The 24,008-nt window shown below is 65.5% G+C and carries 25 protein-coding genes and 1 pseudogene (1 of these 26 only partly in view); 8 read left to right on the plus strand and 18 right to left on the minus strand.

Translation table 11 applies throughout. The features are described from left to right. Positions 1–768: the 3' portion of an anhydro-N-acetylmuramic acid kinase gene (locus D002_RS0111570; protein ID WP_018142085.1), read on the plus strand. Its footprint begins 375 nt before the window's first position; the window shows 768 of its 1,143 coding nt (coding positions 376–1,143); its start codon lies off the left edge, out of view; the stop codon is at positions 766–768. Positions 769–840: 72 nt separating this feature from the next. Here the strand turns inward: D002_RS0111570 and erpA are convergent, their stop codons facing one another. From erpA to argC, 4 genes are all read right to left on the minus strand, one after another. Continuing rightward, positions 841–1,215 carry an iron-sulfur cluster insertion protein ErpA gene (erpA, locus tag D002_RS0111575; RefSeq protein WP_018142086.1) on the minus strand — a complete coding sequence of 125 codons (375 nt, stop codon included), beginning with the start codon at positions 1,213–1,215 and terminating at the stop codon, positions 841–843. A gap of 57 nt (positions 1,216–1,272) precedes the next feature. Then, positions 1,273–1,716 (minus strand): polymer-forming cytoskeletal protein, encoded by a 444-nt coding sequence (locus D002_RS0111580; RefSeq protein WP_018142087.1) that lies wholly within the window; start codon positions 1,714–1,716, stop codon positions 1,273–1,275. Then, positions 1,713–2,372: a DUF6776 family protein gene (locus tag D002_RS0111585; RefSeq protein ID WP_026181686.1), complete on the minus strand. Its 660-nt coding sequence runs from the start codon at positions 2,370–2,372 to the stop codon at positions 1,713–1,715. Before D002_RS0111585 ends, D002_RS0111580 begins: the two co-directional genes overlap by 4 nt. A gap of 121 nt (positions 2,373–2,493) precedes the next feature. Next, complete coding sequence (gene argC, locus D002_RS0111590; protein ID WP_018142089.1) at positions 2,494–3,546, minus strand: N-acetyl-gamma-glutamyl-phosphate reductase; 1,053 nt, start codon at positions 3,544–3,546, stop codon at positions 2,494–2,496. Positions 3,547–3,639: 93 nt separating this feature from the next. Between argC and D002_RS0111595 the strand changes: the two genes are divergently transcribed. Both D002_RS0111595 and D002_RS0111600 read left to right on the plus strand, forming a co-directional pair. Beyond that, positions 3,640–4,155 (plus strand): peroxiredoxin, encoded by a 516-nt coding sequence (locus D002_RS0111595; RefSeq protein WP_018142090.1) that lies wholly within the window; start codon positions 3,640–3,642, stop codon positions 4,153–4,155. A 45-nt stretch (positions 4,156–4,200) separates the two neighbouring features. After that, positions 4,201–4,713 carry a CopD family protein gene (locus tag D002_RS0111600; protein ID WP_018142091.1) on the plus strand — a complete coding sequence of 171 codons (513 nt, stop codon included), beginning with the start codon at positions 4,201–4,203 and terminating at the stop codon, positions 4,711–4,713. A gap of 177 nt (positions 4,714–4,890) precedes the next feature. On the opposite strand, the gene ptsP is transcribed toward D002_RS0111600, so the two are convergent. Together ptsP and D002_RS0111610 are read right to left on the minus strand one after the other, a co-directional pair. Continuing rightward, positions 4,891–7,158 (minus strand): phosphoenolpyruvate--protein phosphotransferase, encoded by a 2,268-nt coding sequence (gene ptsP, locus D002_RS0111605; protein WP_018142092.1) that lies wholly within the window; start codon positions 7,156–7,158, stop codon positions 4,891–4,893. Between the two features lie 20 nt (positions 7,159–7,178). Next, the gene (locus tag D002_RS0111610) at positions 7,179–7,739 is read right to left on the minus strand and encodes an RNA pyrophosphohydrolase (RefSeq protein ID WP_018142093.1); all 561 of its coding nucleotides are present in this window, start codon (positions 7,737–7,739) and stop codon (positions 7,179–7,181) included. A gap of 176 nt (positions 7,740–7,915) precedes the next feature. Here D002_RS0111610 and D002_RS0111615 point away from each other — a divergent pair, with 176 nt between their 5' ends. Beyond that, positions 7,916–8,599, plus strand: coding sequence for an HAD family phosphatase (locus D002_RS0111615; RefSeq protein WP_018142094.1), 684 nt, complete (start codon positions 7,916–7,918; stop codon positions 8,597–8,599). 358 nt (positions 8,600–8,957) lie between these two features. Here D002_RS0111615 and D002_RS0111620 read toward each other — a convergent pair whose 3' ends face one another. Further along, positions 8,958–9,404 carry a hypothetical protein gene (locus D002_RS0111620; protein WP_018142095.1) on the minus strand — a complete coding sequence of 149 codons (447 nt, stop codon included), beginning with the start codon at positions 9,402–9,404 and terminating at the stop codon, positions 8,958–8,960. An 82-nt stretch (positions 9,405–9,486) separates the two neighbouring features. On the opposite strand from D002_RS0111620, the gene thiD reads away from it, so the two are divergent. From thiD to D002_RS0111640, 4 genes are all read left to right on the plus strand, one after another. Then, positions 9,487–10,275 carry a bifunctional hydroxymethylpyrimidine kinase/phosphomethylpyrimidine kinase gene (thiD, locus tag D002_RS0111625; RefSeq protein ID WP_018142096.1) on the plus strand — a complete coding sequence of 263 codons (789 nt, stop codon included), beginning with the start codon at positions 9,487–9,489 and terminating at the stop codon, positions 10,273–10,275. Beyond that, positions 10,265–10,909: a thiamine phosphate synthase gene (gene thiE / locus D002_RS0111630; protein WP_018142097.1), complete on the plus strand. Its 645-nt coding sequence runs from the start codon at positions 10,265–10,267 to the stop codon at positions 10,907–10,909. Before thiD ends, thiE begins: the two co-directional genes overlap by 11 nt. Positions 10,910–10,997: 88 nt before the next feature. Then, positions 10,998–12,275 carry a glutamate-1-semialdehyde 2,1-aminomutase gene (gene hemL / locus D002_RS0111635; protein ID WP_018142098.1) on the plus strand — a complete coding sequence of 426 codons (1,278 nt, stop codon included), beginning with the start codon at positions 10,998–11,000 and terminating at the stop codon, positions 12,273–12,275. A 91-nt stretch (positions 12,276–12,366) separates the two neighbouring features. After that, on the plus strand, positions 12,367–13,185 hold the full coding sequence (locus tag D002_RS0111640) for a sulfite exporter TauE/SafE family protein (RefSeq protein WP_018142099.1): 819 nt from the start codon (positions 12,367–12,369) through the stop codon (positions 13,183–13,185). A gap of 331 nt (positions 13,186–13,516) precedes the next feature. Here the strand turns inward: D002_RS0111640 and D002_RS13865 are convergent. The 11 genes and pseudogenes from D002_RS13865 to D002_RS0111690 form a co-directional block, all read right to left on the minus strand. Beyond that, a pseudogene (locus D002_RS13865) lies at positions 13,517–13,722 on the minus strand (hypothetical protein). Between the two features lie 419 nt (positions 13,723–14,141). Next, on the minus strand, positions 14,142–15,083 hold the full coding sequence (locus D002_RS0111645; RefSeq protein ID WP_018142100.1) for an AEC family transporter: 942 nt from the start codon (positions 15,081–15,083) through the stop codon (positions 14,142–14,144). A gap of 199 nt (positions 15,084–15,282) precedes the next feature. After that, positions 15,283–15,672, minus strand: a complete 390-nt coding sequence (gene trxA / locus D002_RS0111650; protein ID WP_018142101.1) for a thioredoxin — start codon at positions 15,670–15,672, stop codon at positions 15,283–15,285. Positions 15,673–15,729: 57 nt separating this feature from the next. After that, on the minus strand, positions 15,730–16,332 hold the full coding sequence (locus D002_RS0111655) for an LON peptidase substrate-binding domain-containing protein (protein ID WP_018142102.1): 603 nt from the start codon (positions 16,330–16,332) through the stop codon (positions 15,730–15,732). Next, complete coding sequence (locus D002_RS0111660) at positions 16,329–16,964, minus strand: flavin prenyltransferase UbiX (RefSeq protein WP_018142103.1); 636 nt, start codon at positions 16,962–16,964, stop codon at positions 16,329–16,331. Before D002_RS0111660 ends, D002_RS0111655 begins: the two co-directional genes overlap by 4 nt. Next, positions 16,961–18,349, minus strand: coding sequence for a UDP-N-acetylmuramate:L-alanyl-gamma-D-glutamyl-meso-diaminopimelate ligase (mpl, locus tag D002_RS0111665; protein WP_018142104.1), 1,389 nt, complete (start codon positions 18,347–18,349; stop codon positions 16,961–16,963). The genes D002_RS0111660 and mpl overlap by 4 nt, the downstream gene beginning before the upstream one ends. After that, a complete protein-coding gene (locus tag D002_RS0111670; RefSeq protein WP_018142105.1) occupies positions 18,346–18,870 on the minus strand; it encodes a hypothetical protein in 525 nt (174 codons plus the stop codon). The genes mpl and D002_RS0111670 overlap by 4 nt, the downstream gene beginning before the upstream one ends. Continuing rightward, positions 18,867–19,655, minus strand: coding sequence for a VacJ family lipoprotein (locus tag D002_RS0111675; RefSeq protein ID WP_196800125.1), 789 nt, complete (start codon positions 19,653–19,655; stop codon positions 18,867–18,869). Before D002_RS0111675 ends, D002_RS0111670 begins: the two co-directional genes overlap by 4 nt. A gap of 89 nt (positions 19,656–19,744) precedes the next feature. Next, the gene (locus D002_RS0111680) at positions 19,745–21,694 is read right to left on the minus strand and encodes a diguanylate cyclase domain-containing protein (protein ID WP_018142107.1); all 1,950 of its coding nucleotides are present in this window, start codon (positions 21,692–21,694) and stop codon (positions 19,745–19,747) included. 67 nt (positions 21,695–21,761) lie between these two features. Beyond that, on the minus strand, positions 21,762–22,985 hold the full coding sequence (locus D002_RS0111685; RefSeq protein WP_018142108.1) for an argininosuccinate synthase: 1,224 nt from the start codon (positions 22,983–22,985) through the stop codon (positions 21,762–21,764). 57 nt (positions 22,986–23,042) lie between these two features. After that, positions 23,043–24,005: an OmpA family protein gene (locus tag D002_RS0111690; protein ID WP_018142109.1), complete on the minus strand. Its 963-nt coding sequence runs from the start codon at positions 24,003–24,005 to the stop codon at positions 23,043–23,045. Positions 24,006–24,008: the final 3 nt, after the last annotated feature.

A 24,008-nucleotide genomic window follows, 5' to 3' on the forward strand; every position in this document is an offset into this window, starting at 1 on the left:
GGCATCGACACCGTCGCCCAGTTCCGTCCACGCGATATCGCGGCCGGGGGCGAGGGCGCACCGCTGGCCTGCGGCTTTCACTCCGCCCAGTTCGGCACCCCGGACGAGTCACGAGCCATCCTCAACCTGGGGGGCATCGCAAACGTGACCTGGCTGCAATCGGGCCATCCCGTGGTCGGCTTCGACTGCGGCCCGGCCAACACCCTGATGGACGAATGGAATCGACGCCACCATCGCACCCCTTTTGATCGAGACGGGGCCTGGGCGCGCAGCGGCACCCCGGATTCGAAGCTGCTGGAACGACTGCTGGAAGACCCCTTCTTCCACCGCCCGCCACCCAAGAGCACCGGCCCGGAATATTTCTCGCCCGCCTGGCTGCGGACGTATGCCGGCGACGCACTGGACACGGCCCGGCCCGAAGATATTCAAGCCACTCTGGCAGAACTGACGGTTGAGGGCGTGCGGCGCGCCCTTGCAGCCGTCAGCGCCGCGCCACCCGACCGACTTCTGGTGTGTGGCGGCGGCGCTCACAACGAGTACCTGATGAAACGCCTGGCCCGAGCATTGCCAGACACCCGCGTAGAAACGACCGAGCGCTACGGCATTCCCCCGCAACAGGTGGAGGGCGCCGCGTTCGCCTGGCTGGCGGCCCGCACCCTGGCCGGTGAGCCCGGCAACCTGCCGGAGGTCACCGGCGCCCGCGGCCCGCGAATCCTTGGTTGCATCATCCCCGGCAGGCAGTGGTCCACGCCAACAAACCAAGGCTGACACCTCTACATAAAAAAGGCCCGACCCGGCACAAACCGGGTCGGGCCTTTAACTAGAACTGCAACGGTGGCGCTAGACGGAGAAGCTAGAGCCGCAACCGCAGGTGGTGGTGGCATTCGGATTGCGAATCACGAACTGCGCCCCCTCCAGCCCTTCGGAGTAGTCGATCTCGGCACCGGCCAGATACTGGAAGCTCATCGGGTCGATCAGCAGCGTCACCCCGCCATTCTCGACCACGGTGTCACCATCACCGACGGTTTCGTCGAAGGTGAAGCCGTACTGGAACCCGGAACAACCACCGCCGCTCACAAAGACACGCAGCTTCAGGTTGTCATTGTTTTCTTCCTCGATCAGCCCCTTCACCTTGGTGGCCGCCGCATCGGTAAAGATCAGCGGGCTGGGCATTTCGATGTCCATTTCCGCTTCGGACGTCATGGGCTCGGACATTCGGGGCCTCCTGTAATAATCATTTTCATTCACGCTACGGAAGACTGAGCCCCGGAGTCAAGAATGCTCATCTTCCGTAGGATTTGAGGCGTTGGACAGGGCCTGCGTCTCACCCGGACCCTCAAGCTCGCCCTCAAGCGGATGATCGACCCGCTTGAGCAGGCCGTCAATCTGCGCACCTTCCGCCATCTGCAGCACGGCGTAGTAGAGATTACCCGCCAGCCGGGCCGTCTCGCCCAACTCCACGTGCTCACCCACATGGACATCACCATGCAACTCTCCGTTCATCAGCAGGTGCGGCACAGCGACGTGACCCTCGACCATGCCCCCCTCCGCCACGATCAACACCGCGGCGGGATCCGTAGCCGCGCGGATATCCCCGACGATCCGGCCCTCGACGTGCAACCCGCCCCCGAACTCGACGTCGCCATGGATCACCGTGTTGCGGCCGACCAGGGTATCCACCTTGCTTGCGCGGCGACCTCGTTTTCGTCCAATCATTGCACTCCCTCCAGCAGGCGATCCCAGCCGGCCCCTTCGGAAACCGGCTCAAGATCATCGTCGTCTTCGGCACTTACACTCAGCGTCAGGCGCCGTGGCTCGAAACCTTCCGGCAACTGGATGCGCACCCGATGGTTGCGCAGCAACCGCAACCCCTGCACGGTACGATCGCCATCCAGTTCCAGGGCCTCGGCATCCAGCGTCGTGGTCTCTTCCTCACCCTCTCGGTAACCCTCTACCTCGAGGGTCCATTCCACATCCACCGAGCGGTTCAACCCCGGGCGGTAGAGCTGAAACAGCACGTCAAAGACCCCGGATTGGCCCGTGCGCTGCAACTGCAGTGACCGGATACCGAGACCGTCCTCGCCCGAGCCCTCGGCCAACCGCTGATAAAACGCCAAGTCATCACGCAATTCCAGGAGCTCGGCTTCCTGGCGCTCGATATCACCGGAGAAAGCCGCCACCTCGGCGGTCTTGATTTCCAATTGCTGCTCGGCACGGCGCAAGGCCTCTTCGGCCGCCTGCCGCGCCGCAATCTCCGCCTCCAGGTCGTCGCGCAGGGCGTCGATACCCTGTTGCGGATCCATCTCCACGGTATCGTCCGGAGGTCCGAGCGCGAACCAGACAACACCGGCTATCAGTACCGCAACCAGCACGCCACCCAGCAGTGCCAACAACCATCCGGACCCGCGGCGCCCGGACGTCCGCCGACGGGTCGGAATCCGTGGCCGGCGCGGCAGACGCGGGATACGGGAGCTCATATGGCCGATCCGTACATCAAGGGAAGACCGGCAGCCCATCCAGGCCGGCGGTCTCGGCCTGGCCAAACATCAGGTTCATATTCTGAACCGCCTGCCCGGCGGCACCCTTCACCAGGTTGTCGATCACCGATAGCACCATCAGACGCCCGGAATGTGGCGGCTGCACCAACGCGATACGGCAAAGATTGGTGCCGCGCACGCTGGACGTCTGCGGATGCGCGCCCGCTGGAAGGACATCCACAAAGGGTTCCTCCCGGTAGCGGGCCTCAAGACAGGCCTGCCAGTCGGCGTCGGCGCGCGGACGCAAATAGACCGTGGCATGGATACCGCGGGTCATCGGCACCAGATGCGGCTGGAAGATCAGCCCTACGTCCTGGCCGGCCACTCCGGCGAGCGTCTGGTGGATCTCCGGCCAATGGCGGTGTCCGCCACTAGCATAGGCACGAAAATCCTCCTGCACCTCGGCAAACAACCCGCCAATCTGCGCCTTTCGCCCGGCCCCGCTGACACCGCTCTTGGCGTCCGCAATCACGTCGTCAGGGTCAATCAGGCCCGCCTCCAGCAGTGGCAGCACGGCCAGGGTCACCGCAGTGGGGTAACACCCGGGGACCGCAATCAGCCGCGCATCGCGGATCTTCGCCCGGTTCAGCTCGGGAAGGCCGTACACCGCCTCGTCCAGATATTGTGGGGCCCCGTGCGCCTGACCGTACCACCGGGCCCATAGATCAGGGTCCCGGATTCGGAAATCGGCCGACAGGTCGATGATGCGAACGCCGCGCTCCAACAGAGGCGCCGCCAGCCCGTGCGCCACCCCGTGAGGCGTGGCAAAAAAGACGACGTCACAGCCGCCGAGGACGTCTTCATCCGGGACCTGGAAAACTGCATCGACCGCCCCGCGGAGGCTGGGGAAGAGTTCCGCCACCGCCGTACCGGCTTCGCCGCGCGAGGTCACCACCTGCAGGTCCGCGGCTGGATGGCGCGCCAACAGGCGCAGCAGCTCTACGCCGGTGTATCCGGTCGCACCGACAACCCCGATGCGGATAGGTTTGCTGTTGGTTGCATGTGTCATGCTGCGGCATGATACCGGCTTGGCTGATGCCACGGAACGCAGGGGCGTTCGGCCAGTCCATAACTGCAGCCTATTCGACGAACGGATCACACCATGAGCAAAGGCAGGATCGACCGCAAAGCCATCTTCGGAGGCATCTTCATTCTGGCGCTGGTTGCCATTGCTGCCAGCATCTGGCTCACCGACGACGGCATGCGCCCAGCGCCTGCGTTCGAAGCAACCACACTCGATGGCGAGCGGGTTGCCCTGGAGGACTACGAAGGCCGCCCGGTGATGATCTCGTTCTGGGCCACGAACTGTCCGTCCTGCGTACGCGAGATCCCGAAACTTGTTCACCTGCACGAGACCTACTCCGAAAAGGGTTTCGAGCTACTGGCGGTGGCGATGTCCTATGACCCGATCAACCGCGTGGAGTCGATGCGCGAAGACCGGGAAATGCCCTACAAGGTGATCCACGACAGCGACGAAGGCTTCTCTCAGGCCTACGGCGGGGTTCGCCTGACGCCGACGACCTTCCTGATCTCGCCAAGCGGGCGCATCGTCTATCAAAAGCTGGGCGATCCCGACTTCGGGCAGATCGAACGCCACCTGGAACGCTGGCTGTCGTAAACCACCCCGCGCAATGCCTCGCGCGGCCTGAAGAGAAGGACCTCCATGCAAGCCTATAACTGGCTCCTCAGCCTGCACGTCATCTTCATGGTTACGTGGTTCGCCGGGCTGTTCTATCTTCCACGGCTGTTCGTCTACCACGCCATGACGGAAGATGCCCTGGGCCACGAACGCTTCAAGGTCATGGAGCGCAAGCTGTTCTACGGGATCATGACCCCCGGGGCATTGATCACCATCGCCTTCGGGGTGGCCATGCTGGTGGACCGTTCGTTTTACCTGGCCGAACCGTGGATGCACTTCAAGCTGACGCTGATCGCCATCCTGGTGGCCTACCACGTCTGGTGCGGCAAGATCGTGCGCGACTTCCGGGATGACCTGAACCGGCGCGATCACACCTGGTATCGCTGGTTCAACGAGATCCCGGTCCCGATCCTGGTGGGCGCAGTCGTATTGGTGATCAACCGCTCCATCCCGGATGCGCTGATTGCCCTCGGCGTGGTGCTCGGCATCTTCCTGCTGAGCGCCCTGATCGGTCTATTTCGGGCACGCCGAACCTGAGGATAGGGATCCTTGGTCATCGCGAGGCGCGCCGCGACACCCCCCAGGGCCTGGCGTGCCCTGCGCTCACAGTCGATTGCCAAGCGGCGCCCGCAATGACGGCCCCCAGTCAACACAATCAACGCGCCCCACGATGAGGCCCGGAATCCATGCACGGCGACTCAATCGTCGGCGATTTCAGGTCTTGCCGGCGCGCACCAGTCCGCCCAGGCCTGCCTGGACCAAGGCATTGTTCAGCAGCGAGCGGATCTGATCCGCGTTCTCCAGCAGCCGGCATTGGGCCAGAAGAGCCTCGGCGCGGTCCGTCGAGAAACTGCGGATCACCCACTTCACCCTCGGGATGGCGGAGACGCTAACACTCAGGCTATCGATCCCCATCCCCAGCAGCAGGATCACCGCGGCCGGATCGGCCGCCATCTCCCCGCAGACGCTGACCGGCTTGCCCGCCCGGTGCGACCCGTCGGTGATGGTCTCCAGCGCATGGATGCAGGCCGGGTGCAGGGTGTCGTAGAGATGCGCCACACGGGCGTTGTTGCGATCCACCGCGAGCAGGTATTGCACCAGGTCGTTGGTGCCAACGGAGAGAAAATCCACCCGCCGCGCCAACATCTCCGACATGTAGACCGCTGCGGGCACTTCCACCATCACGCCGACTTTCGGCATCGGGATGCGGAAGCCCTCGTCCAGCAGCTCTTCGCGCGCCCGGTTGAGCAGGGTCATCGCACCCTTCAGCTCATCCAGCGCCGAGATCATCGGGAACAGAATCTGCAGGTTGTCGTGGGCGCGGCTCGCCTTGAGCATCGCCCGCAGCTGGGTCAAGAAGATCTCCGGATGGTCCAGCGAGATACGGATACCACGCCAGCCGAGGAACGGGTTGTCTTCCTTGACCGGGAAGTACGGCAGGGCTTTGTCGCCGCCGATATCCAGAGTGCGCAGTGTCACCGGCATGGGATCGAAGGACGCCAGCACCTGATCGTACAACTGGACCTGCTCCTCCTCGCCGGGGAAGCGGTCGCGAATCATGAACGGGACCTCGGTGCGGTACAGCCCGACCCCCTCGGCACCCGACTCCAGTGAGGGCTTGATGTCCGCCAGCAGGCCGGAGTTGGCCAGCACCGGAACGGCCACGCCGTCCCGGGTCTCGGCCGGATCCTTGGCCAGCGCGCGCAGGTCTTCTGCCAGCTCGCGCTCCTCGCGCACCAGGCGTTCGAACTCCACCCGAAGCTCGGCATTGGGATTCACGAACAGGCGACCGCGATAACCGTCCACCAGGATCTCGCGACCCTCCAGACGGCCGACCGGCAACTCGGACACGCCCATCACGGCCGGGATATTCAAGGCCCGCGCCAGGATCGCGATATGCGAGGAACCAGTCCCCTTAGCCGAGACCATCGCGCCCAGTCGTTCGATCGGCACCTCCGCCAGATGCGAGGCCGTGAGATCGTCGCCCACCAGGATGCCGCCATCGGGAAACTCGTCCTGACTACGATCCGCTGGCAGCAAGTGCGACAGCACGCGGCGGCCAAGGTCGCGCACATCCGCCGCACGCTCGCGCAGGTACGGGTCCTCCATGTCCTCGAATACCCGCACGCTCTCGCGCACCGTGTCGCGCAATGCCGCTGGCGCCCACTGGCCGTTGTGGATGCGTGCCTCGGTCTTGTGCACCAACGAGTCCGATCCCAACAGCAATAGATAGGCATCGAACAGCACCTGCTCGTCCGGCCCCAGCGCCTCGCCCATGCGCTGCTTCAGATCCTCGATCTCGGTGCGCGTCTCCACGACCGCCTGCTTGAAATGCTCCAGCTCCTCTTCCACCCCGGAGCCTTCGCGATCGGGGATGGAATCGAGATCCGCCAGGCGATACGCCACCACGGCCTTGCCGATCGCCACACCCGGCGAACCGGCAATCCCGGTCGCCTCGACGTTCACGTGCCCAATCAACGGGGTCTCGGAAGAGATCTCGTCATTGAACTCGGCATAGGCAATCGCCCCGGCCAGCTGAGCGGCCAGCGTAATCAGGAAAGAGACATGCTCGTCATCGAATTTGCGCGCCTGATGCTGTTGCACCACGAGCACGCCGAGCAGGCTGCGCTGATGGATGATCGGCACACCCAGAAACGCCAGAAAATGTTCCTCGCCAGTCTCCGGGAAATAGCGAAAGCGCGGGTGATCCTGGGCGCTATCCAGGTTTACCGGCTCGGCGCGTGAGGCCACTAGCCCCACAAGACCCTCTGACGGGTCCATCTCGACCTGTCCGACCGACTCCGAGCGCAGCCCCTCGGAAGCCATCAGCACCAGACGCCCGGACTGCGGCGACTTCAGATAGATCGAGCAGACGTCGATCTCCAGCGCCGCCTTCACCCGCGTCACGATGATATGCAGCGCTTCGAAGAAATCCGCCGCGCCATTCACCTCCTGCACCACGCGGCGCAGGACCTCGAGCATCGACGGCTGCTTCGGGACCGTCAACGCGACGACACCGACGAGCGGTTCAGCGAAGGTGCCGGACCGCGATTACCGGAGCGGCTTGCGCGCCCCTGATCCAGCTCGGGGAACATCAGCGGTACCAGTTCGCAAAGGGCACGGCGATAGACCTGGCGCTTGAAGTGCACCACCTCGCGCGCCGGGCGCCAGTAGTCGATCCAGCGCCAGTCATCGAATTCTGGGGTTTCCATTGCATCCAGCACCACGTCGTCCTCTTCTCCGACCATGCGCAGCAAGAACCAGCGCTGCTTCTGGCCGATGCAGACGGGCCGCCGGTGCCGCCGAACCATCCGTTCCGGAAGCCGGTAGCGCAGCCAATGGCGGGTGCTCCCGAGCACCTCGACGTGCCGGGGTAACAGGCCGGTCTCCTCGCGCAACTCGCGGAACATCGCCTCTTCCGGCGTTTCTTCCGCGTTCACGCCCCCCTGGGGGAACTGCCAGGCCTCCTGACCGACCCGCTTGCCCCAGAACAGCTGTTTTTCCGCGTTGCACAGGATGATGCCTACGTTTGCGCGATACCCGTCACAATCAATCACTTGCATCAGCCAGACGCTTTTCTATTACTGGCATTGTTCCACAGCAACAGTATCGGCGGCAAAGCCCCTACCGCGCCTCCGGTGCCCGCCCGGCAAGACACCGATCCATGGGCACACGGCTGCAGCCCGCAACGCCCACCGGTACACTCCAGCACGTCCCAAGCCAATTCGAGAGCACCGTCATGGCCCTGGCCCTTTTCGATCTCGACAACACCCTGCTCGCCGGTGACAGCGATCACGCCTGGAACCAGTTCCTGGCAGAGGTCGGCGCCGTCCATCCAACCTGTCATGCCGAGACCAACGACCGCTTCTACCAGGAGTATGTGGCCGGCACCCTCGACATCCACGAGTTCTGTCGCTTCGCGTTCAGTCCGCTGGCAGAGCACCCGCGCGCTCAGCTGGAGCACTGGCGAGAACGTTTCATCGACACCCTGATTCGGCCGATGATCGCCCCCGGTGCCGCCGGCCTGCTGGAACGACATCGCGAGGCTGGAGACGAGCTGGTCATTATCACCGCCACGAACCAGTTCGTTACCCAACCGATCGCCGACATCCTGGGGGTCGACCACCTGATCGCTACGCTGGCGGACGAGGACGAGAACGGACAGTTCACCGGCGAGCTCACCGGCGTGCCCTGCTTTCAGGAAGGCAAGATCGAGCGCCTGCGCCAGCACCTCGCGGATCATTCCGATCCCGAAGTCCACATCGCGCAGGCCAGCTTCTACAGCGACTCGCGCAACGATATCCCCCTACTGGAACAGGTCGGCCGCCCGGTGGCCGTGGATCCGGACCCCACCCTCGCGGAACATGCCCGCAACAAGGGCTGGCCGGTCATCTCGCTGCGCGACCCCGACAGCACGGCATAAGGCGACACCGGACGCTTCGCGCCCTTGGCAAGGTGAGCCGATTTCACCACGAAGCACACGAAGACACGAAGACACGAAGACACGAAGACACGAAGAAAATCAAAGAAGGTTCGGGGGATCGAATTAATTGGACCGAGCGAAGGGTACAAGCCGCGCCCTCGGCCGCGTTACCTGCACACACCCCCAGAAACCATCAGCCGCCAGTCCCCAGCGAAAACGCTCAATCTTCTCCGCGTCCTCGGTGCGCTCTGTGGAGCAGACACCCTGCGCCCTTTCTTCGTGTCTTCGTGCGCTTCGTGGTGCAACCGCACTTGACCTTTACAGTGCTGATGCAGCCTGGCGCGCAAGGCGATCCGCGTTACTCAAAGACCGCCGCGATCTGCGCCAGGCGCTGGCCGGCCGGGGTATCCCCCTTGCCGGCGGCCACGACCGCATCGCGGTAGCCGGTCACCAGTTCCGGCACCACGGCCGTCACCTGCTTGCGGCGCAGGCGGCCAGCGCCGGTGACCGGCCAGGTCGCGCGGAAGTCGCAGTTATCCAGCGCATCGCAGACCCACAGGCTCCATTCGTGCCGCGTCACGTCGATCTCGTGCTGGCGGATCACCAGGCGATAGACATGCTCGGCATTCATGTCCGCCATACCCACCCCGGGGCCCACGTGCTCCACCTGCAGCTCGGCAGCGATCCGGTTGATCTCCTGCTCCAGGGCGGTCAGGGCCCGGTCCACCTCCGCGTTCAACGTACCGCCGGACTTGGCGGCGGCGGCCAGGGGACGGAGGGACTCGACTTCGAACTCGTGGCTCATGCTGCGTACACTCCCGGGATTCGGAACAGGAACGCCCCGGGGTGCCGGGGCGCGCGCAACCTTAGCACGGGAGCCCCCATTCATGAATCATCCCCCGATCGCGCTGACCATTGCCGGCTCCGATCCCGGCGGTGGCGCGGGCCTGCAGGCCGACCTGACCACCTTCACCCGGCTGGGCGTCCACGGGGCCACGGCAGTGACCGCGATCACCGTGCAGGACACCCGCAACGTGGTGGACTTCACCGTGCTGCCGCCGGAGCAACTGCGCGCCCAAATCGAAGTCACCCTGGCCGACCTCAAGGTGGCGGCGATCAAGATCGGTATGCTGGGTTCGGTCGATAACGTCTCGTCGGTGTCCGCCTTGCTCGCCGCGCACCCGCATATCCCGGTGGTGCTGGACCCGGTCATGGTCGCCGGCGGCGGCGGGGCCCTGGCCACCGAGGCCGTGGTCGACGCCACCCGCGAGACCCTTCTGCCGCGCGCGACCCTGATCACCCCGAACGGCCCGGAGGCAGCCCGCCTCGCCCGCACCGAGGACGCCGCGCAATGGGGAGAACGACTGCGTCAGCTGGGCGCCCTTAACGTGCTGGTCACTGGCGGCCACGAGGGAAGCGAGGATGACCCCATCATCAACCACCTGTATCGCGAGGACGGGCACATGCGTCCCTTCGAACTGCCACGCCAGCCAGCGGGCTACCATGGTTCCGGCTGCACCCTGGCCGCGGCGATCGCAGCGTTCCTGGCGCGTGGCCGCGACCTGGAACCCGCGGTGATCGAAGCCCAGGCGTTCATGAACGACGCAGTCGCCCGTGGCTACGCCCCGGGTCGTGGCCAGCACGTCCCCAACCGGCTGTGTCCCAATGGCGACTAAGACCCACTTCCCCCTGCGCGGGCTCTACTTCATCACCCCGGCGGTGCCCGAGGGCATGGACGCGCCCACCGCCCACCTTGGACATGCCGGTGCCGCGCTACGCGGCGGTGCATCCCTGATCCAGTTCCGCGACAAAACCCTGGTGGGCGATGAACGCGAGGCGATTGCCCGCGCACTGGTCGCCCTCGCCCACGCGCATGACGCGCGTTGCATCATCAACGACGACACCGAGCTGGCCGCCCGCGTCCAGGCCGACGGTGTTCACCTGGGGCGCGACGACCCGGACCCGGTGGCCGCGCGCCACCGCCTCGGTCCCGACGCGGTGATCGGCGTGTCCTGCTACAACGAACTGGAGCGCGCACGGGCCGCGCAGGCCGCCGGCGCCAGCTATGTCGCCTTCGGGACGATGTTCCCGTCCCCGACTAAGCCTGAGGCCGCACACGCCGGGCCGGACCTGATCCGACAGGCCCACTCCAAGCTAGCTCTACCGATCTGCGCGATCGGCGGGATCACCCCGGAAAATGCGGGCGAGGCCGTCGCAGCCGGAGCGGATCTTGTCGCGGTCATCCAGGGCGTCAGCGCCGCGCCCGATCCGGAGGCGGCCGCGCGACGGATAAGTGCGCTATTCGACTGATCCTTTGCACCCGATCGCGGCCACCGCTAAGGTTGCCGGGCTTACCAATTCCACCGATCACGAACCCAGCGAAAACAGGAACACCGTCATGCAGGAAACCGAGCGTCTGTTCGAGGCCGCCAAAGAGCACATCCCCGGGGGCGTGAACTCCCCGGTCCGCGCGTTCAAGGGCGTGGGCGGCACCCCGATCTTCATGGACCGCGCCAACGGCGCCTACATGTGGGACGCCGACGGCCAGCGCTACATCGACTACATCGGCTCCTGGGGCCCGATGGTCGCCGGCCACGCCCACCCCGAAGTGATCGAGGCGGTGCGCGAGGCCTGCAACAACGGCCTGTCCTTCGGCTGCCCGACCCGGCTGGAGAACGACATGGCCGCGAAGGTCTGCGAACTGGTGCCGTCGATGGACCTGGTGCGCATGACCAACTCGGGCTCCGAGGCCACGATGAGCGCGATCCGGCTGGCGCGCGGCTACACCGGGCGCGACCGCATCGTGAAGTTCGAGGGCAACTACCACGGCCATGGCGACTCTCTGCTGGTGAAGGCCGGCTCCGGCGCCCTGACCCTCGGCCAGCCGAGCTCCCCGGGGGTGCCGAAGGAACTGGCCGCCCTGACCAGCACCCTCACCTACAACGACCCGGACGGCGTGCGTGCCTTCTTTGCGGAGAAGGGCGACGAGGTCGCCTGCATCATCGTCGAGCCGATCGCCGGCAACATGAACTGCATCCCACCGGAACCCGGCTTTCTCGAAACCCTGCGCGAGGTCTGCGACCAGCACGGCGCGGTACTGATCTTCGACGAGGTGATGACCGGCTTCCGCGTCTCGAAGAACTGCGCCCAGGGCTATCTCGGCGTCACCCCGGACCTGACCACGCTGGGCAAGATCATCGGCGGCGGCATGCCGGTGGGGGCCTTCGGTGGCAAGCGCGCGATCATGGAACACCTCTCGCCGCTGGGCCCGGTCTACCAGGCCGGCACCCTGTCCGGGAACCCGATCGCGATGACCGCCGGGCTCAAGACCCTGGAGATCCTGACCCGTCCGGGCTTCCACGACGAACTGGAGCAGCGCACCAAGAAGGTCGTCGCGGGCTTCGAGGACGCCGCGCGCGAGGCCGGGCTCGCCCTGACCACCAACCAGGTGCCGGGCATGTTCGGCCTGTTCTTCTCGGACCAGAAGGTCACCGACTTCGCCGGGGCCACCGCCTGCGACACCGCCGCCTTCGGCCGCTTCTTCCACGCGATGCTGGGCGAGGGCATCTACCTGGCCCCTAGCGCCTTCGAGGCCGGCTTCATGTCCAACGCCCACTCGGACGCGGACCTCGACGCCACCATCGAGGCCGCCCGCAAGTGCTTCAAGGCGCTCTGAGCGCGCTTTCTCCCCCCTGAACAGTGGGCCGGCAACCCCAGCGGCTTGCCGGCCCACTGTGTCCTGACTCACGACCCGGCACCACGCACGAATGATCGACACGCTCATCCAGTCACCGTTGGCGCTGGGGCTGCTATTTGTGCTTCTGGGGCTGGTCGCCGGTATCCCGGCCGGGATGTTCGGCATTGGCGGCGGGCTGATCCTGGTGCCGGTGTTCGTCGCGATCTTCAGCCTGCTGGCCTTCGACTCGGCCAGCCTGGTGCAGCTCGCGGTCGGCTCCTCGCTGGGCGCGATCATCCCCACCGCGATCCTGTCGGCCCGCGCCCACCACCGCCGCGGCGGGGTGGACGGCACGGCCGTGCGGCGCCTGCTGCCGGGGATCATCGTCGGGGCCCTGCTCGGGGCCTGGCTGGCCACGCGCATCGACTCCGACCACCTGGGGCGCATCTTCGGCGCCTTCGAGGTCGCGATCGGGATATGGATGCTGCTGAACGTTCAGCCGCCGAAGGCACCCGCGCCGAGACGCAGCATCTGGCTGGGCGGCGGCACCGTCATCGGGGCCATCTCCGCGCTGATCGGCATCGGCGGCGGCACGCTGACCACGCCGTTTCTGGTCAGCCAGGGGCTGGAACTGCGCCGGGCGATCGGCTCCGCCGCGGCCCTCGGCGTGCCGATCTCCATCGGCGCGAGCCTGGTGTTCGCCCTGCCGCAGTGGACCGACCCGGCCTACCAGGCGCCGGAGTGGGCGCTGGGTTACCTCTATCTCCCCGCCATCCTCGGCGTGGTGATCGGGACCGCCATCAGCGTGCGTGCAGGTGTCTGGGTCACTCATCACCTGCCCGTGGCCATCCTCCGCCGTGGCTTCGCCGGCGTGCTAATCCTCGCCGGCATCCTGATGCTCCTGCGCTAGCCCGCACGGCTCAGCGCTCCGCCGTGCGTGAACGGGCGGTTGTGGCATGGCGGTAGCTGCACCTATCTCGCAACTCAGTGTTTACCGTGGTTTTGTGCCGGTCGCCTGCCTTGTTGTGGCTAGGCATGGTTCGGCCTCGGGTGTTTATGTGCCTTCGGTCCGCATACTGCCGAGCGCTGACTCGCCAGCGCGCCGCGCCCGTTTTTGATCAACAACGGGCTTTCTTGCTTGCCCAAGAAAGGACCCAAAGAAGGGCACCCGGATTTCGCCCAGGAACCTTGCTCCAGGGCCCTCGGGCCGGCGGCGCTGAACTCGCTGCGATGCGCTCCGCTCAGACATCCAGCGCCTCCTTCCGGCCCATCACGCCCTCCACGAGGGGCTCCATACGGGAGGCGAAGGTCAAGACAGAAGGTATTCCGGCCCCACGACACCACAACGGGCATTGCCGCCCGAAAGCCCCCGGCGCCCGCTAGCGGGCGCGGCACGCCATGGCCAAAGGCCGAGCGTGCCCAAGATGCTCGAAGACCTTGCCTTCATCCATTACCACGAACCTGTGGACCGCCGTTGTCTTGACCTTGACCCCCGTTGTCGTCGCGCCGAGTGGAGAGGGTTTTCGCGGGATTCAAGGCGCTGGATGTCTGAGCGGAGCCGAAGGCGCAGCGAGTTCAGCGCCGCCCGCGAAAACCCTCGGAGCGAGGGAAACCCCGGCCCGCACAGCGGGCCGGGGTCGCGGCAGTCGGGCGTGTTTCTTGGGTACTTCTTTGCACGAGCAAAGAAGTACCTCGCGGCGCGCTGGCGAGTCAGCGCCAGGCAGTATGCGGACCGAAAGCACCGTAAACACGGAGCCCAATCCAGGACCAGCCACCACGAGGCAGGCGGCGGACCGGAGGCACCGCAAACACCGGATGCCGAACCAGGACCAGCCACAAACAGACGGCGGGGGATCCCCCCAAAGGTCAGGCGATTAGATGGGTGGCGAGGGCGAACCACAGCGGCAGGGTGATCAGCGACAGCGCCGTCGTCAGCGTGACGGCCGCCGCATAGAGCCCGGTATCCAGCCGGAAGCGATCGCAAAAGACCAGCCCCAGGACCATCGCCGGCATCGCCGCCTCCAGCACCGACCCGACACCGGGCACCCCCTCAAGGCCGGTCCACAGCACCAACCCCAGCGCGAAGACGGGGGCCAGGATCAACTGCACGACCGCCACGACCGCCAGCGGGCGGGCATCCCGACCCCGAAAGCGGTTGAAGACCAGCGCCAGACCCAGCGAGAACAACATCAAGGGCGCCACGCTATCGGCGAGGAATCCGAGAAAGACATCCAGCCAATCCAGCAACGGGACGCCGGCCAGATTCAGGGACACGCCCACCACCGCCGCCCAGATCGACGGGACCGCCGCCAGCCCGCGCAACGGACTCCCGCCACCATAAAGGCGCACCGCTTCGGGATCACCGTAGCGCCGCGCCAGGAGCACACCCAGCGTCAGTACCAGTGGCAGGCAGGCAAACAGGTCGTACTGAATTGCGACGGCGCGACCGGCCTCGCCAAACAGGCTGTCCAACACCGGGAGTCCGAGATAGGTGGCATTGGGCCAGGCCGCCGCCAGCAACATCGCCCCGATCGCCGCCCGCTCGGCCATGCAGACGCGACAAGCGAGCAGGGTAACGCCCACCATGGCCAGCACCGTGAGGCCGGCGACCAGAGCGATACGCAGGGAATCGAGCCCCAGTGGCGCGACCCAAAGCACCTGCAGGACCAGTGCGGGTAGCAGGAGATAGTAGACCAGAGTGGTCAGGACCCGCCGGGTGGTATCGGCATCCAGACCACCGGGCTGCAGGGCCCGCCAGACCACGCCAGCGACAATCAAGGCCCCCATCTGGGTCATCACGGTCAGCATGATCGGCGTGCGTCCTTTCGCGGCTGAGACAGGGTGGCGGGTTCCGTTGGGGTACGAAGGGGATATCCGTCACGCAAGGCGTCATTCTACGAGGGTAGCCCGCACCCCACACGCAAAAACCCGGCGAGCGCGAGGCTCGACCGGGTTTGGTGGCGCAGGGAAAGTCGCCCTGCGCGGGAGTGCAGCGGTGCGGGTTCGCTTACGCGGCGCCGCCGGCCTGCTCCTGTTCCTGCTGCTGGCGAGCGACATCGGCGCGGACCTGCTCCATGTCCAGCTCGCGCACCTTGCCCAGCACCTCGTCCAGCTGACCGGCAGAGAGCACGCCAGGCTGCGAGAACACGATGATCTGTTCGCGGAAGATCATCAGGGTCGGGATGGAACGAATCTGGAACGCACCCGCGATGCCCTGCTCCTCATCCGTGTTGATCTTGGCGAAGACCACGTCGGAGTGCTTTTCCGAGGCCTCTTCGAAGGTCGGGGCGAACTGCTGGCACGGCCCGCACCAGGGGGCCCAGAAGTCCATGATGACGATGTCATTCCCGGTAATGGTGGATTCGAAATTGTCCTGCGTGAGTTCCTGAACGGCCATGGTAGAGGCTCCGGTTAAGAATTTGATCCGAAACCTTAACAGCCCCGTCTCAGGGTTTCAGGATTTCGATGCTGCGAGCATGGCCGCTCGCAGGCGCTCCAGGCGCTCGATCGGGTCGTCTGCTTCCAGCAGTTGCTGCTTGACCTCGAGATCGATGGGGAGCAGTTCGGTCAGACGCGCCGCTACCCACGTGGAGTCGTCGAAACGGCGCTCGAGATGCGACCAGGGCGTGCCCAGCTGGTCCAGCAACCGCTCCAGGAGATCCGCCAGCGAGGCGTAATCGACCGGAAGACTCACCTCGGGATACTCCTGCAGGGGCTCCACATCGCCCAGCCACAGGCCGTCGTCGGCGCGCCGGGCGTTCTCGATCACGCGGCGCCCCTCACCCTTGACCAGGATGCCCAGCAAGCCATCGGGACGTTGGTCCCAGTCCACGATGACTGCCTCGGTACCCACGCCGTGGAAGCCCACGGAGGGATCGGTTTCGGACGGGGGTCCGCCGGACTCGGGTTGCGGTTCGGTGGCGACGATGACAAAGCGGCCATCGTCACGCAGGCAGCGCCGGACCATGTCCAGGTAGCGGGTCTCGAAGATCCGCAGGGGCAGCAAGCCCTCGGGGAACAGCACCGTGTTCAGCGGAAACAGCGGCAACGTCGTCATGCATCCTCTCCCGGCATCGGTGCCGTGCCCCAGCGCGGCACCAGGGCGTGCTCGACGTCAAGGTGATCCAGCACTCGCGCCACCATGAAATCGACCAGGTCGTCGATGGACTGCGGCCGATGGTAGAACGCCGGGTTCGCCGGCATCACCACCGCACCCATGCGCGCCAGGCGCAGCATGTTCTCCAGGTGGATCTCGGAGAAGGGCGTCTCGCGCACCACCAGCAGGAGCTTGCGGCGCTCCTTCAGGACGACGTCGGCGGCGCGCTCGATCAACCCGCGCGAGGCGCCGGTCGCGATCGCCGACACGGTTGCGGTCGTACAAGGGCACACCACCATCGCCTCCGGAACGGCCGAGCCACTGGCCACCGGCGCAGTCCACTGTTCGGCGCCATAGCAGTGGATCTGCTCGGGGGCTGCCTGATAGCGCTCGCTGAAGTAGCGCGCGATCTCCACTGGGCGTCCTGGAACCTCGAGATCGGTCTCCAGACCCAGCACCACTTGGGCCGGCTTCGACAGCATCAAGTGCACCTGGATCCCGGCCTCGACCAAACACTGCAACAGACGCAGGCCATAGGGCGCACCGGAGGCCCCGGTCAGGGCCAGAGAGATGCTGCGCGGGCGTTCGTTCATACGGGGGTTCCCTGCAGGGCATCAATCAGGCGCACATGCAGCCCATCGAAGCCTCCGTTGCTCATGATCACCAGCGTATCGCCGGAGCGCACCGTGGCAAGAATCCCTTGCAACAAGGACTCGATATCGTGCGCCACAACCAGGTTTTCACCCAGTTGCTGCTGCAAGACATCAGTCGACCAGTCGATCTCGGGGGCATGGTAAAGGTGTACGGCATCGGCCTGGGCCAGAGCCGCGCCCAGCGCATCGGCATGCACCCCCATGCGCATGGTGTTGGAACGCGGCTCCAGGATCGCCACCAGGCGGCCACCGACTGCGACCTGGCCGCGCAGCCCCTCCAGCGTCAGGCGGATCGCGGTGGGGTGATGGGCGAAGTCGTCGATCACCCGGACACCATCGATCTCGGCGCGCAGTTCCTGGCGTCGACGCACACCCAGAAAGCCGGGCAGCGCCGCAATCCCGGTCGTCAGCGGTACACCGGCGTGACGCGCCGCGGCCAGCGCGGCCAGGGCATTCGACAGGTTGTGCTGCCCGGTCAACGACCAGTCCACCCGGCCCTGCACCACGCCATCGGCCAGGACCTCAAAGGCCGAGGCCTCGGGGTTCAGGGCACGCGCGGCCAGCGCGGTGGGTGCGCCGGGATCCGGATCGGTACTCAGACGCTCCACCGGCGTCCAGCAGCCCATCTCCAACACCCGTTCCAGCGCCGCGTCGGCGGATGGCATCAGAATGCGCCCCTGCCCTGGCACCGTGCGCACCAAGTGGTGAAACTGACGCTCGATAGCGGCCAGATCGGGGTAGATGTCGGCATGGTCAAATTCGAGATTATTCAGAACCAGGGTGCGCGGTCGGTAGTGCACGAACTTGGCGCGCTTGTCGAAAAAAGCACTGTCGTACTCGTCAGCCTCGATCACAAAGAAGGGGCTCTCGCCCAAGCGTGCGCTAACCCCGAAATTGCCCGGCACGCCGCCGATCAGGAAGCCGGGACTCATGCCCGCGTACTCCAGGATCCAGGCGAGCAGGCTGGCGGTGGTGGTCTTGCCGTGGGTACCGGCAACGGCCAGGACCCAGCGATCGCGCAGGAGGTGTTCGGACAGCCACTGCGGGCCCGAGGTGTAGTCCAGCCCGCGATCCAGCACCGCTTCGACAATCGGCATGCCGCGACGCATCACGTTGCCGACCACGACCGGACACTGCGCGGGCAGCGTCCCCGGGTCATGCCCCTCGTGATAGGGAATCCCCACCTGCTCGAGCTGATCGCTCATGGGCGGATACAGCTTCTGGTCCGAGCCGGTGACCGCGTAACCTTGCGCCCGTGCCAGTTGGGCAAGACCGCCCATGAAGGTACCGCCGATACCGAGAACATGCAGGCGCCGGGTGCTCACTGAAACAGCCCGATCGCGGTCTGGGTCAGCACGCTGGAGATCACCACGTAGCCCAGCGCAAGCAGCATCCCGACCAAGCGCAGGCCGAGCCCCAGCGCCTGCTGCAGGATATGACCGAACACCAGCAACAGCCAGGCGAGCAGGGTCAGCATCCCCAGCACGACGCCGGTCGCGATGTCTTCGGGCTCCCGCCCAGGATCCGGGCCGCCCATCAACAGCATCAACAACGCCATCAACAGGCCCAAAATCGCCCCGGTCCCGGCCATCGCGGTAAAGGTCTGGCGCAGACGATCGGGCACACCCCGGATGGTCAGCACGATGGCAACAAAAGCGTACAGGACCACCAGGTCCATCACGTTCAGCGCGAGGGCCTGGCCAAAGCCATACAGGGGTATCCCGACCACCATGCCGGCAATCAGGGCAATGCCGACCCAGAAGATCAGCGTCCCGCTATCCGCCGGAAGGTCCTGCGGGCCGGCACGCAGTCGCAAGATGTTGAATATCGTGAAGACGCCGTTCAAAGCCCTCCCTCCTCGGCCTCCATCGCCTCCAGGGCCTCGAGTTCCTCCAGCTCGTCCAGCATGGCATCGGCCTCTTCGTCCGACATGCCATCGCGCACGAGGAAGTCGCGGCGCTGCAGATAGCCCTGGCGCATCGCGATGTAGGGGTCATCGGACAGCTGAGCCAACATGCGCTCGGTGGGGATCAGACCGGCCCGCATGTCGATCACATCCAGCGCGATCAGGCCGGCCCACCAGCCCGAGTGATCGTCGCGCAAATTGGTGTGGTATAGCGGACTCACGTACCCGTCCACCAAGCGAGCGGGCGCATCACGGGCCGTGCTCGGGCCCAGGAACGGGAGCTGGAGGTAGGGCCCACGGGCAACACCCCAGGCCCCGAGGGTCTGCCCGAAGTCCTCGTTGTTCTTGTCGAGGCCCATCGGCGAGGCGACATCAATCAACCCGAACACCCCGAAAGTGGTGTTGAAAAGCAGGCGACCGGTGTCGGACGCCGCGTTCTCCAGATTGCCCTGCAGCAGGTTGTTGAACAGCACCACCACGTCATTCAGGTTGGAGAAGAAATTCCCGACACCGGTCTGCACCGGCTGCGGCAAACGCTGGTACTGCACGGCGGCGGGGCGCAACAAGGACTCGTCAAAATCCTGATTGAACTCAAAGACCGCTCGGTTGTAGGACTCCCATGGGTCGTCGGGATGACGGTCCTCGCTGGGTACCGTCGCACAGCCGGTCAGGCCCAGGACCACCAGGGCCAGAAGGCCCATTCGCAAGCGGGAGACAACAGACATGTGATTCCTTTTTCTGAGCGGGTCACCGGGCGGCCAGGACGGCGGCATGCCAGGTGGTGGAACCGTGATCCGGGAGGGGCGTGCCTTGGTCAAACCCCAGGTATAGCGTGAATGTCCGCCTTGCGGGCGACCGTCACCTGGCCGCGCCCCTGGTCCTTGGCCTGATAACAGGCGCGATCCGCCGCGACGAAGGCCTCGTCCACACCCGGCACATCCGGCCCCAATTCGACCACGCCAACCGAAGCCCCAATGGTGACGTCCCGCGCTTCGACCTGCAACGGGCGGTCGGCCAAGGCCGAGCAGATGCGCTGCCCCAGTATGCGTGAATACTCGGCGTTGGTGTCGCGGGCGATAATGGCAAACTCGTCGCCCCCGATCCGTGCCACGGCATCGTGATTGCGGGTCAGGTCGTGCAGGACACGCGCCACCTGTCGCAACAATTCATCACCCACGCGGTGACCATGACGATCGTTGACGTCCTTGAAGTAATCCAGATCCACCAGCAGAAGACTGGCAACGACGTGGTTTTCTCGGGCGGCATGCAGGGCGATCTCCAGTTCACGCTCGAAGGCCCGCCGATTCAATAACCCGGTCAGACTGTCATGACTAGCCTCGTGCACCAGTCGGTCCACCAGCCGGCGCTCTTCGGAGACATCGGTCAGGACCAGCAGGGTACGCACCGAACTCCCGGCTACCGGATCCAGCGCCGTGCGCGCGATCCGCACGATCAGTTCGTGGCCGTCACGGCGGACCAATCGGGCATCAGAGCGATCACCAAGGGCCTGGTTCAGCCTTTCACCCCGAGCCCGCTCCGGTAGCAGGGGGCGCCCGGTGCCCAGCTCGCGCAGATCGAGAAGTTGATCGAGTGAACAGCCCAGGACCTGGTCCCGGCTGAGACCGGTCAGTTCACGAGCCGCGGGGTTTATATAGGAGATCCCGCCATGCGCATCCAGGGTGATCACGGCATCGGGCATCGCATCCATACTGCGTTCGAGATTGCGGCCGGATCGGCGCATCCGGGCATGCACGCGGGAGACATACAACAGCGCAAAAAACGCAAGAACCGCCAGCCCGGAAGCCAGCCAGACGAGGTTGCTGCGCAGCCATTCCAGTGCGTTGAACGGTTGCGGGGCATACAACCCGACACCCAGCTCGAACATCAGGCCATGGACATCCTCGTAGGAGCGTGGCGCGGACCAACCGGTGATCTCCGCTGCCTGGCTGGCCGGGTGTTCGGCATCCAGCGCCAACGTAGCTTGCAGGATCGAGTGCGCCAGCGAGGCATCCAGGTCGCCTCGCATCGCCAGCGGCCATTCGGGATACAACCGCGTACTGGAACGATGGTCGAACGCGGGGAAGGCGCGCTCGCCGACCACCCGGACCTGTTCCAGCCGCGGATCGTCACGGGCCTCCAGGTCCTCGAGAATTCCGGTACGGAAGGTCGCCGCATCCACCTCGCCGCGCAGCACCCAATCAAGGCCGCGCCCAACCGGGAATCCGGTGAACACAATGGCCGCCAGGTCGCGTTCGACATCCAGCCCAGCCGCCTGCAGTTCGCGCCAGGTCATCCACCAGCCGCCAAAGGCATCCGGGTGGACAGCGGACAGACGTTGGCCACGCAGATCCTCCAGCTCCACCAGGTCCTCGCGGTCGGCGCGCGCGATCACGACCGCCCCGAAGCGATCCTCGTCACGCCCCATCTGCCGCGGCTGCATGGTCGCAATCCGCGAGATCCCGTGACGCTGCTCCAGCATCACGTAGGAACCACTGTTGGTCAGGATCAGGTCAAACCGGTCGGCGGCCACAGCGGCCTGCAGTTCGTCGTTATCCACCGGCTCCAGTTCGAAGCGGGCACCCTCGATCTGCTCACTCAGATACTCGACAAAGGGCGTCCAGTTCTGGCGCGCCACGTCCTCGCCACGGTGTGCCAGCACCCCCAGAATGAGCCGCTGCTCATCGGCTTGCGGCTCGTCGGCCAACAACGGCGACACCGAAGTCAGTCCGATCAAGGTCAGCAACAGAGCCAGGCCACCGAACATCCATCGCGGGAGGCGCCGAGCCTCTGGCGCCCTGAACGATGGACGTCTGCGGCCACGCTCCTTCATGTCATGTGGGCTTCCGATTACGGCTCGCGGCGATACGCAGACGCAGGGCGTTCAAACGGATGAAGCCCTCGGCGTCTTTCTGGTCATAGGCGCCGGCATCGTCTTCGAAGGTCGCGATGGCGTCGTCAAACAGGGTGTCCTCGGAACGCCGGCCCGCCACGATCACGTTGCCCTTGTACAGACGCAGGCGCACCTCGCCGTTGACCACGGCCTGGGTATCGTCGATTGCGGCCTGCAACATGCGCCGTTCCGGGCTCCACCAGTAGCCGTTGTAGATAATGCTGGCGTAACGCGGCATCAGCTCGTCCTTCAGGTGCGCCGCCTCGCGATCCAGGGTGATGGATTCCAGCGCGCGACGGGCTCGCAACAGGATGGTGCCGCCCGGGGTCTCGTAGCAGCCACGGGATTTCATGCCGACATAGCGGTTCTCGACGATATCCAGACGACCAACGCCGTGAGCACCACCTCGCTCGTTGAGCTTCGCGAGCAGATCGGCCGCGCTCATGCGCTCACCGTTGATCGAGACCGGGTCGCCCTTCTCGAAACCGATGGTCAGGGTCTCGGACTCGTCCGGCGCGGCTTCGGGCGAGACCGACCAACGCCACATGTCCTCCTCGGCCTCGGTCCACGGGTCCTCCAGCGGGCCGCCCTCATAGGAGATGTGCAGAAGATTCGCATCCATCGAATACGGCGACTTCGTACCCTGCTTCTTGTAGTCCACCGGGATGTTGTGTTGCTCGGCGTAGGCCATCAGGCGCTCGCGCGAATTCAGGTCCCACTCGCGCCAGGGGGCAATCACCTGAATACCGGGCTTGAGCGCATAGGCGCCCAGCTCGAAGCGCACCTGATCATTGCCCTTGCCGGTGGCACCGTGGGCGACGGCATCAGCCCCGGTCTCTTCGGCGATCTCCACCAGGCGACGCGCGATCAGCGGGCGGGCGATGGAAGTACCCAGCAGGTACTCGCCCTCGTAGATCGTGTTGGCCCGAAACATCGGGAATACGTAGTCGCGCACGAAGACTTCGCGCAGGTCCTCGATATAGATCTGCTTTACGCCCAGGGCCTCGGCCTTGGCACGGGCCGGTTCGACTTCCTCGCCCTGACCGAGATCGGCGGTAAAGGTGATGACCTCGCAGCCATAGGTATCTTCCAGCCATTTAAGAATGACCGAAGTATCCAGGCCACCGGAGTAGGCGAGGACGACGCGTTTGATCGAGGAGCTCATAAGAATGCCAGTCCTTGTCTTAACATGAAGATATAGTCGTTATAGCGACTTCCGTCACTACCACGCCGGGGTGCCGGAGGGTTCGGGCGGGATGGGAACTGGGCCTGCAGGCGGTTCAGTCCGAGGGTCTGAAACCGCCTCGGCCGGGGCTTCGCCTGCCTCCCGATCGCCCTTCAGCCACCAGATATCGCTTCGACGCGAAGCCGCTCGAGCGCCCTCGGCGGCCGGGTCCACGCCCGGTGCCTCGATCTCGATATGTTCGGCCGCAACCCCTGCCTCCACCAAGGCCTCCCGGACCACTCGGGCACGGTCGCGGCTTAGGGCCTCGTTGATCCCTAGCGGGCCTTCCGCATCGGTCCAGCCCACGACTCGGACCCGTGGGGCCGCAACGCTGGCCAGGGCCTGAACCGCCGCCTCCAGGGTCTCCCTCGCCTCGCGATCAAGCCGGTGGAGGCCGGTATCGAAATAGACGCTCCAGCGCTCCAGGGCCCCCGCCTCCGGGGCGGCCGCGGGCCGAGTATGACTCCCGTAGCAAGCACGGAAGTCCTGTGCACGAAGCGCAAAGCGAATCCCCCGGAAATGCACCCAATCATCACCATCCGGGAAATCGATACGAATATCGTGACCCGCCAACAGACGCGCCTTCAGGGGCTGAACCAGGGACTGCGGGACACGAAAGATCCGGTCGTCGCGGGCCTCTAGCTGCAGGTCCAGCGGCGCCATTGAGGCGGGTCGCAACCACTCCGGTGCACCGGTGCGCAGCCGTGGCGAATGCCCCTCGGGCATGGGGTACGGCGCCTCCCAGTAGGCCCCAGTCACCAGTCCTGGCCGGGTCTCGAAACCGAGCGTCCCGCCATGGCGGACCGACTGCTCGATACGACAGATGTCGTCGTCCTCGGTCAGCTGCCAGGTGCTGCGCTCCAGCGGCTCGCTGTACGGCGCGGCACCGGCCGTGACGATGCCAGCCCCCAGAAGCACGCAGGGGAGCATGAGACGCAGCCACTGGCGCAGGCCGGTCATGAA

The organism is Thioalkalivibrio sp. ALJ7, from assembly GCF_000376865.1.
Taxonomy (GTDB): Bacteria; Pseudomonadota; Gammaproteobacteria; order Ectothiorhodospirales; family Ectothiorhodospiraceae; genus Thioalkalivibrio.